This is a genomic window from Corynebacterium sp. HMSC06D04 (assembly GCF_001807315.1).
GTDB classification, from domain to species: domain Bacteria; phylum Actinomycetota; class Actinomycetes; order Mycobacteriales; family Mycobacteriaceae; genus Corynebacterium; species Corynebacterium simulans.
This window is the reverse complement of the sequence record NZ_KV788556.1, coordinates 62977-76237: the sequence shown is the minus strand read 5'-3', so window position 1 is coordinate 76237 and position 13261 is coordinate 62977. Positions and strand designations below refer to the sequence as shown.

Here is a 13261-nt window from a genome sequence, read left to right as displayed (position 1 = left end):
CTAGCAGCACCGCGCACCGGGGTTGGCATCCTGCTCGGCGTAGCGGGCACGCCAATATTCGCGCTCGGTTGGAATCGCGGCGTCGGGATGATGCGCCTTAAGGTGAGCGCAGTACTTCGCATAGGCGTGATCGCCCATGAGCTCGCCGACGTACCAGGTGATTTTCTTGAGCGCGCTAATCACTAATGCCCTCCAGTTTCTTCGAAGCTCATGTTGTACTGCGCGGCTACTTCTTTCTCCCGTTTGGTCGGCATCATTCCACGGGGCAGGAACAGCGTGGATGGGATGTCCTCGGTCTCCGAGTCCGCTGGCTCGATACCGGCTACGCGCTGCTTGACCGCCTTGATACACGACACCACTGCCGCCCCAATAACGGCTAGGACGAGCACGGCGAAGAGGATAGATAGACAGCCTTGGATGAAGGTATTACGCACCACTGCGTCAATTTCTTCGACGGACTTTGCAGACCCGAACTCGCTAAGCCCCTGAGCCGCAGCGTCTTTGAAGCGCGCATGGTTAGCCCAGTAGCCGATGGTCGGATCGGAGCTGAAGATCTTCTGCCAGGACGCGGTCATGGTCACGATGAGGTCCCAGGCCAGCGGGATAAGCGGAATCCAGACCCACTTATAAAGGCCCTTCTTGACCACGACAACCACGACGAGTGCGAGCGCCATTGCAGCTAATAGCTGGTTCGCGATGCCGAAGAGCGGGAAAAGCACGTTGATGCCGCCTAGCGGATCGGTAACGCCCATGATGAGGATGGCGCCCCACAGCGCACAGACGATGAAAGTGGAAAGGTAGGTCCCGAGCTTCCAGCTTTGGTCGCGGAACTTGCCCAGGCCCGGGATGCCTCCCAAGGAGTCGGACATCATAAAGCGTGCCACGCGGGTGCCAGCGTCCACCGTGGTGAGGATAAACAGCGCCTCGAACATGATGGCAAAGTGGTACCAGAAAGCCTGCATGGCTGGATTGCCCAGCATCTGCGTCATGATTTCGGACATGCCATAAGCCAGCGTTGGCGCGCCGCCGGTACGGGAAACGATGGACTCCTCGCCCACTGCCTGGGCTGCGGCGGTTAGCTGCTCGGCGGTGATGCCAGCGCCGGGCAGGTTGAGGGTGCCTACGAAGTCGGCCGCACCTTCCGCAGTGCCCTGTGTCTTCGGCGCTGGAGAGTTCATGGCGAAGTACATGTGGCGGTCAATGATGACCGCGGAGATAAGCGCCATGACCGCGACGAAGGACTCCATGATCATGCCGCCGTAACCGATGGCACGCATGTGGGATTCCTTCTCAATGAGCTTTGGCGTGGTACCCGAGGAGATCAGCGCGTGGAAGCCAGAAAGTGCGCCGCACGCAATGGTGATAAACAGGAACGGAAAGAGGTTGCCGGAGAAGACTGGGCCATTTCCGTCCGTGGCGAAGCTGGTCACTGCCGGCATGTGCACGGACGGGCGCTCAATCACGATGGCGATGGCAAGCAGCGCGATGACGCCAATCTTCATGAAGGTAGACAGGTAGTCACGCGGGGCAAGCAGCAGCCAGACCGGCAGGATAGCTGCCACGATGCCATAGCCAATGATGGCAAAGGCTAAGGTCTCCTTGGACCAGGTAAACATGCTGGCACCGAGCTCAGTATCGGAGACCCAACCGCCGCCGATGATGGCGGCAAGCAGCAGGATGACGCCAATGACGGAGACCTCAGAGACCTTGCCAGGGCGGATGTAGCGCAGGTAGAGGCCCATGAACAAAGCGATGGGGATGGTCATCGTGATGGAGAAGACGCCCCACGGCGAATCCGCCAAAGCGTTGACCACGATGAGCGCCAGCACTGCGATGATGATGATCATGATGGCGACGGTGGCGATGATGCCCGCGATGCCTCCAATTTTACCCATCTCATCGTTGATCATTTGGCCCAGCGAGCGGCCCTTGCGCCGCGTGGAAACCCACAACACCAGGTAATCCTGTACCGCGCCCGCAAAGACGACGCCGAGGACGATCCATAGTGTGCCCGGGAGATAGCCCATCTGCGCCGCCATGACTGGGCCGACCAGCGGGCCCGCGCCGGCAATAGCGGCGAAGTGGTGGCCAAAGAGCACGCGGCGATCGGTAGGCAGGAAGTCCTTACCGTCGTTGGCGTACTCGGCAGGAGTCGCACGATTATTGCGCGGCTTTACCACCTGGTACTCAATAAGGCGTGCGTACAGGGTATATCCGATAATGTATGAGCCAACGGCGGCTAGGACCAACCAGACGGAGTTGATGGTCTCACCGCGGTGGAGAGCGAGCACTCCCCAACCGGCAGACGCAGCGATAGCGGCAATCAAAATGACGATCTTCTCAACGTTGCCGATGACCTTTTCCGGCTTTACGTCGATGGGCTGTGCCTGGCCGTCGACTTCAACAAATTCGATGTCGGACCGCGGTTCGGGTCCGGTCTTGATACTCACGATAATCTCCCGAGGAATCAGACAGAGCAGATGAAAGAACTTTTATCCAGCCACAGTTGTTAGGCACGCTGAATTGCTTAACTATTGTGAACTGAGATACTAATCAGTATTCATTGTGTGAAAAGGTCGCACAATAAAATTCAATAATTTCTATCGGCTTATCCCCCCAAAATCGCTTGACCTTGGTCACACCCACCCCGCGGGACTGCTAAGGCTACCTCCACGTAGTGAACTACTGACAAAGCGGTACCATGGAGAAACTGTATGCGCGGCCTTCCGGAAAAAGTCCTCGTCACAGAGAATTTCGGCCGCAGCAAGATCGCAATTAACACGGGTTTAGCCACAGCCTGCCCCCTAGAAATACTCCCCCCACCTACCCCCAATTTAATTTCCAAACTCACAAAGCAAACTCACAAAGGAGGCACCGCCCAGCATGGCAATCAGCGTCACCGACATTTTCTCCATCGGCATTGGCCCATCTTCCTCGCACACCGTCGGCCCAATGCGCGCGGCCCTTGCGTTCCTGAAAACGCTGCCGGAGCATCCAGCCAAGGTGCACACCGAGCTGCGGGGCTCGCTTTCGCTGACTGGCCGCGGCCACGGCACCGACCGCGCGGTGATTCTGGGCTTGGCCGGCTGGGATCCGCTGACCGTCCCGGTTGACGCTGAACCGCGTTCCGATCAGCCCATTCCGAGCAAAGGCATGACCGACGGCCCGCTGGGCGCGATGGAATATTCCATCGAGTTCAACAACGAGCCGGTCCCCGAGCACCCGAATTGCCTCATCTTCGATGCCTGGGATGCAGAGGGCAACCTACTGGCCGAGCACGCCGAGTACTTCTCCGTCGGCGGCGGATTCATTCTCTCCCGCGCGGAACTCGACGCAGAGGTGGCAGCCTCCGCCGAGGTACCTGCCGGCATGGCAGCGGCCGAATCCACCGACGATGTTCCTTACCCATTCACCACGGGCGAGCAATTGCTGGCGCTGTGCGAGAAGCACGATTTGAAGATCTGGGAGATTGTCGCCGCCAACCAGGAAGCGCTCCATAAAGAAGACGGCGGCCTCGAATACGTCTACGCGCACCTGGACTTGGTGTGGGACATCATGCGCGAGTGCGTCACCGACGGCATCTCCACCTCCGGCATCTTGCCGGGCGGCCTGCAGGTCCCACGCCGCGCGCCGGGCATGTACAAACAGCTGATGGAAGGCCACGACGATAAGACCTGCGGCTTTTCCGCTATGGAGTGGGTCAACCTGTTTGCGCTCGCCGTCAACGAGCAAAATGCCGCCGGCGGCCGCGTCATCACGGCCCCAACGAACGGCGCCTGCGGCATCATCCCAGCGGTGTTGCACTATGCCCGCGACTTCAAGCCGAACTTCACCCGCGATTCCGCCCGCCGCTACTTGCTTACCGCGGGTGCCATCGGCATGATCATCAAGCACAACGCCTCGATTTCGGGCGCCGAGGTGGGCTGTCAGGGCGAGGTAGGCTCCGCGTCGTCAATGGCGGCGGCCGGCATGGCTGAACTGCTAGGCGCAACGCCGGCGCAGATCGAAAATGCCGCCGAGATTGCGCTGGAGCACAACCTCGGCCTTACCTGCGACCCAGTCGGCGGCCTCGTGCAGATTCCGTGCATCGAGCGCAACGCCATCGGCGCGGTCAAGTCCATCAACGCCGCGCGCCTGGCGCGCATGGGCCAAGGCACGCACCACGTTTCTCTCGACGCCGCCGTGCAGACGATGGCCGATACCGGCCGCGACATGCTGGCGAAGTACAAGGAGACCTCCATTGGTGGCCTCGCAAAGACCCTAGGCTTCGCCGTCACGCAGGTGGAGTGCTAATGCAAAAAGGCTTGCGTGGCAAAAGGTAGTCTTATCGCTAACGCACAGACCCTAACCTAGAAAGCGATATCTACCTCCATGCGAGCCGATGCATTACGCCGCCGAATAGCCATCATCGAGGCGGCATGTGCCATGTTTAAACGCCATGGCAACTCGGTCTCCCTTGAAAAGATTGCCCAGGAAGCAGGCGTGGGCGTCGCCACGCTCTACCGCAACTTCCCGGACCGTGAACGATTGATTCACGCGTGCGCGGAACACATGAGCGACGATTTTCTGGTCTTCCAAAATCGCTTGATTAAAGGCTTCGAATCCGATCCTTCGGACGCGGAAAACTTCGTCCTGGACTATGCTCTCGAGCTCACGGACATGGGTTTGACCAGCCTCATCCCCTCCTTCGTGCCGGAGGACTTAGATACCCTGCCGGAAGATTTGAAGTTGAAGCGCGACGCGTTGCAGGAAAACGGCGAAAGGTTCATCGAGCTCGGAAAGCAGCACGGAGTAATTGGCCCCGGCGTGGGGCACCTCGACTTCGTGGTGGGGATCTTGACGCTGGTGCGCCCCAGGAAGGTGCATGTGGAGAGCTACGTGCCCGATATCCAAAAGCGTATGCTGCGCATCTACTTGGCAGGCATCAAAAGCGGCATGGCGAACGCATAGTAGCAAAACAAAAGGCGCCTTCACTCCCCAACCGATATGTGGGAAGGAAAGCGCCTTTGGCATCTCAGCGAGATGCCCTTTGGCGTCGTTGGCTTAATTCAGCTGGCCGCGCAGGTGCTCAACGAGCGCGTCAATGGCGACGTCGCTTTGCTCATGCGCGGCAAGGTCCTTGACCGCCACGACGCCGTTTTCAAGCTCCTGCTCGCCCAGAACAAGCGCGAAACGAGCGCCGGCACGATCCGCGCCCTTCATAGCGCCCTTAAGACCGCGGTCTCCGAAGGACATGTCAGCGGAGATGCCGGCGTTGCGCAGGTCGTTGACAATGCCTGCCATGCGGCGCTTAGCATCGGCGCCCAGTGCCACGCCGAAGACCTCAACGCGCTGGTCGACGCCGTCGAGCTGGATGCCCTCAGCCTCCAGAGCCAAGACGGTGCGGTCGACGCCGAGGCCGTAGCCGATGCCGGAAAGCTCCTGGCCTCCCAGCTGAGACATCAGGCCGTCGTAGCGACCGCCGCCACCGATGCCGGACTGCGCGCCAAGCAGCGGGTGCACGAACTCGAAACAGGTCTTGGTGTAGTAATCCAAGCCACGAACCATGCGCGGATTGATGGTGTACTCGATGCCCATGTCATCGAGGAGGCCGGTGACCGTCTCGAAGTGCTCACGGCACTCGTCGTTTAGGTGATCGAGCATCAGCGGGGCGTCGACAAGCTGCTCCTGGACCTCAGGACGCTTGTCATCGAGGACACGCAGCGGGTTGATCTCCGCACGCTTGCGGGTTTCCTCATCCAAGTCGAGCTTGAACAGGAACTCCTGCAGCTTCTCGCGGTAAGCCGGGCGGCAGTTCTGGTCACCCAAGCTGGTCAGCTCGAGACGGAATTGGCTCAACCCGAGGGAACGGAAGGAGCGATCTGCCAGGGCGATGACCTCGGCGTCGAGCGCGGGATCGTCAACGCCGATGGCCTCGACGCCGACCTGCTGAAGCTGGCGGTAGCGGCCAGCCTGCGGGCGCTCGTAGCGGAAGAAAGGTCCGAAGTAGTTGAGCTTGACCGGCAGTTGGCCGCGGTCAAGGTTGTGCTCGATGACAGAACGCATAACGCCTGCGGTACCTTCTGGGCGCAGGGTTACCGAGCGGTCGCCGCGGTCTGCGAAGGTGTACATCTCCTTGGAGACCACATCGGTGGATTCACCAACACCACGCGCGAAAAGCGTGGTGTCTTCGAAGATCGGAAGCTCGATGTGCTGGAAGCCGGAGAGATGAGCCTGATGGACCAGGTTCTCACGCACCTTGTAGAAGGTCGCCGATTGCGGCGGAATGTAGTCCGGGACTCCCTTGGGAGCGGACAGGGCCTTAAACTGCTTCTTATCACTCACGCGTATCAGAGTACATCCCGTAGCGTGGCCAAGAATGGATTAGTTGCCCTTTCGGCGCCCATCGTGGTGGTTGCGCCGTGTCCGGGCAGGACAGCGAGCTTGTCATCAAGCCTCCAGACAGGCCCGGCAAGCGAGAGCTGCATCGCGCTTGGGTCAGAGTGCTCCAAGTCGGTGCGCCCGATGGAGCCTTTAAAGAGGACGTCGCCGGAAAGCACGAATTCCTCGGCAATAATAAGGACGGAGCCCGGCGAATGCCCCGGGGCATGCTCGATCCGGAACTCATAGCCGATGAGTTCCAAGGGCTTGCCGCCGTGGAGCTCGCGAAGATCGTCGATGGCGAGCATATTCGCGGCGTCGAAAAGCAGCTGCGATTCCGGTGAGACCCCGGAACCGTCAACAAGCATGAACGCGTCCTTGGGGTGGATGTACACCGGAAGGTTGAGCTGCTTGGCAAGGTCACCTGCCTCGCGGGTGTGGTCGAGGTGGCCATGGGTCAAGACGATATCTTCGAAGTTAAGGCCATGCTCTTTACCCAAGTCGAGAACACGTTGCATCGCGTGCATGCCTGGGTCAACCACGAAAGCACGGGAGCCATTGGCCACCACATAGGTATTGGTCTTGTAGGGCCCAGCTGCGAAACCTAAAACGCTCAAAGTCATAAAACGCAGTCTAGCGCCCGCCCCAATGCAGTGGGGCCAGGCGCTAGATGAGATTTAGTGAGCTTTTACTCGCCGAATTACTTGCCCAATGCCTCGATCGCGGCGTCGTAGTTCGGCTCGGTGGTGACTTCATCAACGAGCTCGGTGTAGATGACCTTGTGCTCTTCATCGGTGACAACAACGGAGCGAGCCAGCAGGCCCTTCAGTGGGGAGCCCTGCAGGGTAATGCCCAGCTTCTCGCCGAAGTCAGAGCGGAAATCGGAAGCGCTAACGACGTTCTCGATGCCCTCTGCTGCACAGAAGCGCTCCTGCGCGAATGGCAGGTCACGGGACACGGACAACACGACGGTGTTGTCTAGGCCGGCAGCCTTCTCGTTGAAGGAACGCAGCTGCGCTGCACACACGCCGGTGTCTACGGAAGGGAACAAGGAGATAACCAGGCGCTTGCCCTCGAAGTCCTGGTTGGTTACCTCGGAAAGATCGGTGCCGACGAGCGTGAACTCTGGCAGCTTCTGCCCTACCTCAGGTAGGTTTCCGGCGATTTCGGTTTCGTTTCCATTGAATTTAACGTGAGCCATGGCGCCCCACCCTACTGAAGGATCTCCCGTCGTGCCACGACGGGCAAATACGATCCGTTGGACCAGACGGGCTAGACTCTGTCAGGTATAGCTCGAGCCCACTGGCTTAGAAGCTAGCGTTTAACTCGAAATCCATCGCCAAAGGACCATTAAATGCCCAACAACAAACAGCGTGGCGAAGAAGCGCTAAACCAGCTCGACCGTGAGCTCAAGGCCCGTGACCGCAAGGAAAAGACCCGCCCTCTGGGCGTCGTCGCGGCCTCGCTCGTAGTTATCCTCGCCTTGGTCGGCGGCATCTACTTCTTCGCCACCCGCGATAATTCCGATGAGAAGGTCGTGGCCGAAGAATCCAGCGCCGCAGAGACCACTGCTCAGGACACCCCGGATGCCAAGCCACTGTCCGGCAAGCGTGCTGAGGCACTGCCTGCGAGCGTGCAGTGCACCTACGAAAAGGACGGCCAGGATGCCAACGGTGCGAAGGTTCCGGACGGCAAGGATGTCTCCACCAAGGGAACGGTGAAGGTTAACTTCGCTACCAACAAGGGCGACATCGAAATGGAGCTCGACCGCGCTAAGGCTCCGTGTGCCGTCAACGCAATTTCGGACCTGGCGGATCAGGGCTACTATGACGACACCATCTGCCACCGCATGACCTCCGGCGTCTTGAGCGTCCTGCAGTGCGGTGACCCAACCGGCACCGGCTCCGGCGGCCCTGGTTTTAGATTCGCCAACGAGTACCCAACCGACGAGACTGATGAAGCTGACACCAAGAACCCGGTGACCTACCCGAAAGGCTCCATCGCCCTGGCCAACTCCGGCGTGGACACCAATGGCTCCCAGTTCTTCGTCAACTACGCCGACTCCATGCTCACGCCTGAGTACACCTACTTCGGCGACCTGACCGACAAGGGCCAGGAGACCATGGACAAGATCGCCAAGATCGGCGTCGAAGGCGGTGCCTCCGACGGCAAGCCGGCCGAGGAAATCAAGATCAAGGAGGCGTCTGTCGAAGCCTAAGCGCCGACAAATAGATGTCCTTTCGTCTCCCCCTGGGCACCCCTGATGGGTATGCCCAGGGGGCTTCGTCTTACATGCACCTTTTTCAGAGGTAGCTGAGATTTTCTTATGCGTGCGCAGGCCTTTTCACAAAATAGGCTCTATCATCTAGTGCATTTTTCCTATTTCTCCTGCACACAACATACCTACAGATACTTCACAGGATGAACTTTTTCGCTTTTTCGGTTGCATATCTTCAGGGCCGGAACTAACATTCGTGGGGTCTTTGAAATTCCCAAACTCTTAAGGATTGAACACATGAAGTTCTTCTCCCGCAAGGCACTGGTTGCAGCTGCTGCAGCCGCTACCATCTCCTTCGGCGGCGCTGGCGCTGCTATGGCTGCAACCCCAGCCGCAACTACTTCCACTACCACAACGGCTGCTCCTACTACTACTCAAACCCCTACGGAGACCAAGACCCCTGAAAAGGAAGGTTCCTCTTCCTCTTCCTCCGACGATTTCACGGCAAAGGACGTCAAGGAGTGGATCGGCGTTGCCACCGCAGTCATCACCGCCCTCGGCGCACTGTTCGGCTTCGTCAACAAGTACTTCAAGATCTTCTAAACTCGATCCGAAGATCTAGAACAACCGCTCACCATTTGGTGGGCGGTTTTCTTATGCCTGACCTGCTGTGGTTTCAGTGATGCACCGGACGGTTTCAGCTAAGCACCGATGCCAGAGAACGCATCACGCGCAAAACTAAACCCTCGATGCAAACAACGGCATCGAGGGAATTCCTATTTGAGTGCTCCTCAATAAAGCTCTGCTAGCGCACAATTCGTCGAATACCGAACACGCCCAAGACTTTCTCCCACCAGGGAAGGTTACGTGGCTCATTCAAACGCTGCATGTATGCCTTCATGAAGAAATGTGCCTCTTCCAGCGCTTCAAACTCTTCGTCAGAAATCGCCTGAGAATTCTGAGCAGACCTATCTGCAATCGTCATGGCACGTCCCTCCTCTTTCGGTGCCCTTAACCTTACATCGCTGATACAGCGTAATCCACCCTTTTTCCTGGGTAAAGATTGAGGCGTTTACGCTTCCTCACTAGATTCCGTCGTCGAGTGCTCACGCTCTACACCATTCTCATAATTCTCCTTGATGTATTCCGATATTGCTTGGACAAACGTCTCGTCTTCATCGGAGCGATCAGACATTGTCACGAGCGTTGGCAACAACTGCCATCCTGCTCGACGTTTTCTTTCGTCGCTATCAAGAGTTAGATTCATTGCCCACTCGATTCTGTTGTAGTAGGCATCGCGCCTATCTGAACTTTGTTTTTGCTTGAACGAACGCCAGGCGATTACGAGACCTACAACAGCAACAATTGCGTTCGGAATCGCCCCACGGTAATTCACGAGCTTTAAAATGACATCTTTCCACTCGTCACCCGTAAGCCACCAAGTCAGAAGGAATGCTGCAGCAACTCCGATGATAACAATGACGAGCAATATGCAAAGTGCGCCAGGCAAGGAAACAGACCACCCTATAAGCCTGTCTCGAGTCTTCAGCGATCGATCCTGACTCTTCGGTGTCATTGGCTCCGCCATCTGCGTGTTAGGGGGTTCTTCCTCATTAGTGTCGCTCATCAGAAGAAAGAATATTCGAAAAAGATTAAGTTGTCAGAAGTCCGGAGCTTTTATCAGAGCTTTCCAGGTAGCTTGGCATTACGAACAGCCCAATGCACAGCTACTTCTCCCCTGGTTTGTCGTCCATGCCCTCGATGAGCTCAGCGCCGAGGATGTCGCGGAAGAGGTCCGGGTCGACGAATTGGCCGATTTTGATGACGGAAATTTGGCCGGTGGGTTCGAGGATCATCATCTGAATGTCGCCGCGGCGGCCGAGTCCGGCTTTGCGGGTTGCGGAATTTACGTCGCTGACGGTGATGTGAGCGAAATGCATGTTTTCACGCACCAGCTCGCCGTTGTAGACCAACAGCACGGGACGGCGGTCAAGGTAGCGGGACCAGCCGATGTAGCGGCGGATGGTGCCGAAGGCGGCTTCCAGGACCATGAGCGTTAGAAGACCGATGACGCCGGCGGCAAGGGTCGGTGGATTGCCCACGATGACACGGCCGGCCACGGCACCGAACATAATGATGATGACGGCATCGGAAGCAGTCATCGACGTCAGCACGCGGGTGCCAAAGAGCTTGACCAGAATCATAAAGGCCAAGTAGATACCGATGGTGGCAAGAAGGACCACGGGAATGCGGTGTGGCTCAATGCCTAATTGATAAGCCGACTCACGCCCGATTAAATCCACAATATCCACGTCAAACTACTCTACTATCACGCATTTCCTTTACGGAGCTTGGATAGACAAAGGCACCGTGGAGAAGATTCCACGGTGCCTTGCTTTAGACTGCAGTGCTTAGATGTTGAACTGCTTGCGCAGGTTCTCAATGAAAGCACGCACCGGCGCCGGCAGCATGTGCATGTTCATGCCCACCACGCCGATGATTCCCACGATGGCAGCGATGACCCCCGCAGCAATGCCCAGGCCCTTGGAAGAACCGGAGTCCAGGGAGGACAGGGAGCTCAGCGAGGAGCTGTCGGTAGTATCTTCCTTGCCTGGCTCGTCGCTGCAGGTGGCGTCGTCAAGCGGCAGCGTTGCCTTAGTACCAGCGTCGGTGGTGATTTCGAGCGGGGTATCGCAAGTGAAGTCCGCCGGCACGTTAAGCTTCAGCGTTGCGCGGCCGCGCTCACCGAATTGGTCGTCACCGTCCTGCTTCGCGTTGTCGATATCCGCAGTGGCGGTCTCATCCCCCAGCTTGACCGTGGCGGTCTTTGCCATCGGCTCGCCCTCAGAGGTGTAGTTGAGGGAGGACAGCTCCACGGTGATCTCATTGCCCGGCTTAACCTCGCCGGTGATGTGTGCGCCAATCTGGCCCTGACCCTCACGAGCGGCTGGCTCGCCAGCCTTGATGTAATCAATCATGGCCTGAGTGTCCATGTAACCCAAGTCCACAACATCCTTGATGGCGCCCTCAGCGAAGTAGCCGTCGCCGCCGCCGATGAGGAAGGTGGACAGCGCGATGGTGTAGTCCTTGCTAGGGTCGACCTGCTCACCGTCGATGGTCACGGACTTAATGCGGCTACCGTGCTCACCGGTCTGGTCATAAACCACTTGCACGTTATCGGAAAGGCCCATGGCCAGGCGCGGACGAGATGCGCCTTCCTGCCACTGGTTCTCCAGAGCCTTGATGAGGTCAGCGCCGGAAACCTTGCCGTAAGCCACGGCGTTGCCGAATGGCTGCACCGTGAAGACATCCTTGTAGGTGACCTCGCCTGCAGGCAGGTCCGCGCGCACACCACCGGCGTTCATGACGCCCAGGTCGATCTCCTTGCCCACGGCCTTCGCCACAGATTTGCGCTGTGCCTGCGCGATGAAGTTGTTCAGGGTGGATTCCACGCCGCGGTTGGAGCCCGAACCCTTGCCCTCATCGGAGCCACGGAAGAGCGCCTCTGGCATGGTGCCCACGACGTCAGCACCGAGCTCCTCCGCCTTGGCCGCAGCTTCATCGACGATCGCGGCGATTTCGGCATCCTCGCTAAGCGAAGCCGCGTCCGTCGCGTCGTACTGCTTCATTTTGATGTCGGTGACCTTCTTCGCCTTGGTGTCGAAGGTGATATCCAGGTCGTTGAGCAGCTTGCCGTACTCGTGGCCCTGCGCCCACTGCAGCGGCAGGGCGCCCTCGCGGGCGACCTCGCCCTGGGTCTTCACGTGGGTATCGCCGCCGAAGAGCGCATCAACGTCGGTGCTGAATCCGTCGGCGAACTGCTGGGCGTCCTCGTGGAAGAGCGCGATGACGACGTCAGCCTCGCCGGATTCCTTCAGGTGCTTTGCCTCTTTATTGGTGGCCTCAACTGGGTCGGTGAAGGTCACGCCTGGAATCATTGCCGGGGCAACCTTGAACTCGGTGTTCTGGGTAACGGTGCCAACAAAACCCACCTTGACGCCGCCGATTTCCTGGACGATGGAAGCATCGAGAATCGGCTTGCCATTCTGCAGGACGTTTGCGCCCAGGATCGGGAATTCGGAGTGCGGCTGGATACGGTCCCGCAAGTCATCGACGCCCTTATCAAACTCGTGGTTGCCCACTGCGGTAGCATCGAGGCCCATCGCGTTGAGAACGTCCATGGTGTACTCATCCTCAGAGATGGCGGAGATATATGCAGAACCGCCCACGTTATCGCCAGAGGAAGTCAGCGCATATTCTTGGCCTTCGTTGACCTTCTTAATCAGCGACTGCAGCAGAGCCGCGCCCATCTCATCGCCGGGCTTTACGGTCTTGTCCTTGGGCAGGCCATTTTCCAAATGACCGTGGATGTCAGTGATGTTGCTGACGGAGATAGTCACGGTGTTGTCCTGCGCGAAGGCAGGGGCTCCGCTGAGAGCGACGGCAGTAACGGTAGAGGCAGCGAGCAGCTGGCCAAAGCGACGAAATTTCACGAGTTCTCCTGTTTCATGAGAGAGGTACGAACGTCTTGTTTATAGTCGCTTTAAGGCACCTTCGCAGCCCACATAAATGCTTTTACCTGGCGTTTTACCGGGCATGCCCGGAAAGTTCACCTGCCCGCAAACCGCCAGCTATATGGCATTAAGAAACCCTCACCCTAGGTTGGGTGAGGGTGACGGCGTC

13 protein-coding genes are annotated in these 13261 nt (G+C 58.3%); 4 read left to right on the top strand and 9 right to left on the bottom strand.

Going from position 1 to position 13261, the window contains the following annotated elements; translation table 11 throughout:
• Both HMPREF3155_RS09355 and HMPREF3155_RS09350 read right to left on the bottom strand, forming a co-directional pair.
• Entirely contained in the window at positions 1 to 183 is a 183-nt protein-coding gene (locus HMPREF3155_RS09355) for a YbdD/YjiX family protein (protein ID WP_371326243.1), read from the bottom strand.
• Entirely contained in the window at positions 183 to 2450 is a 2268-nt protein-coding gene (locus HMPREF3155_RS09350; RefSeq protein ID WP_070433169.1) for a carbon starvation CstA family protein, read from the bottom strand. Before HMPREF3155_RS09350 ends, HMPREF3155_RS09355 begins: the two co-directional genes overlap by 1 nt.
• 433 nt (positions 2451 to 2883) lie before the next feature.
• Between HMPREF3155_RS09350 and HMPREF3155_RS09345 the strand changes: the two genes are divergently transcribed.
• Positions 2884 to 4293, top strand: a complete 1410-nt coding sequence (locus tag HMPREF3155_RS09345; protein WP_061922766.1) for an L-serine ammonia-lyase — start codon at positions 2884 to 2886, stop codon at positions 4291 to 4293.
• Between the two features lie 78 nt (positions 4294 to 4371).
• Positions 4372 to 4950, top strand: a complete 579-nt coding sequence (locus tag HMPREF3155_RS09340; RefSeq protein ID WP_070433168.1) for a TetR/AcrR family transcriptional regulator — start codon at positions 4372 to 4374, stop codon at positions 4948 to 4950.
• A 93-nt stretch (positions 4951 to 5043) separates the two neighbouring features.
• On the opposite strand, the gene hisS is transcribed toward HMPREF3155_RS09340, so the two are convergent.
• The 3 genes from hisS to tpx all read right to left on the bottom strand — a co-directional run bounded on the left by hisS (position 5044) and on the right by tpx (position 7561).
• On the bottom strand, positions 5044 to 6324 hold the full coding sequence (gene hisS, locus HMPREF3155_RS09335; protein ID WP_061922770.1) for a histidine--tRNA ligase: 1281 nt from the start codon (positions 6322 to 6324) through the stop codon (positions 5044 to 5046).
• 5 nt (positions 6325 to 6329) lie between these two features.
• Positions 6330 to 6983, bottom strand: a complete 654-nt coding sequence (locus HMPREF3155_RS09330) for an MBL fold metallo-hydrolase (protein ID WP_061922772.1) — start codon at positions 6981 to 6983, stop codon at positions 6330 to 6332.
• Between the two features lie 77 nt (positions 6984 to 7060).
• On the bottom strand, positions 7061 to 7561 hold the full coding sequence (tpx, locus tag HMPREF3155_RS09325; RefSeq protein ID WP_061922775.1) for a thiol peroxidase: 501 nt from the start codon (positions 7559 to 7561) through the stop codon (positions 7061 to 7063).
• A gap of 153 nt (positions 7562 to 7714) precedes the next feature.
• Between tpx and HMPREF3155_RS09320 the strand changes: the two genes are divergently transcribed.
• Positions 7715 to 8578 (top strand): peptidylprolyl isomerase, encoded by an 864-nt coding sequence (locus HMPREF3155_RS09320; protein ID WP_061922777.1) that lies wholly within the window; start codon positions 7715 to 7717, stop codon positions 8576 to 8578.
• 297 nt (positions 8579 to 8875) lie between these two features.
• Entirely contained in the window at positions 8876 to 9181 is a 306-nt protein-coding gene (locus HMPREF3155_RS09315; RefSeq protein WP_061922779.1) for a hypothetical protein, read from the top strand.
• 202 nt (positions 9182 to 9383) lie between these two features.
• Here the strand turns inward: HMPREF3155_RS09315 and HMPREF3155_RS09310 are convergent, their stop codons facing one another.
• The 4 genes from HMPREF3155_RS09310 to HMPREF3155_RS09295 form a co-directional block, all read right to left on the bottom strand.
• A complete protein-coding gene (locus HMPREF3155_RS09310) occupies positions 9384 to 9563 on the bottom strand; it encodes a hypothetical protein (protein WP_061922781.1) in 180 nt (59 codons plus the stop codon).
• 87 nt (positions 9564 to 9650) lie between these two features.
• The gene (locus tag HMPREF3155_RS09305; protein WP_141741049.1) at positions 9651 to 10205 is read right to left on the bottom strand and encodes a hypothetical protein; all 555 of its coding nucleotides are present in this window, start codon (positions 10203 to 10205) and stop codon (positions 9651 to 9653) included.
• Positions 10206 to 10305: 100 nt separating this feature from the next.
• A complete protein-coding gene (locus HMPREF3155_RS09300; protein ID WP_061922787.1) occupies positions 10306 to 10890 on the bottom strand; it encodes a DUF421 domain-containing protein in 585 nt (194 codons plus the stop codon).
• Between the two features lie 99 nt (positions 10891 to 10989).
• On the bottom strand, positions 10990 to 13071 hold the full coding sequence (locus HMPREF3155_RS09295) for a bifunctional metallophosphatase/5'-nucleotidase (protein ID WP_061922790.1): 2082 nt from the start codon (positions 13069 to 13071) through the stop codon (positions 10990 to 10992).
• Positions 13072 to 13261 lie beyond the last annotated feature (190 nt).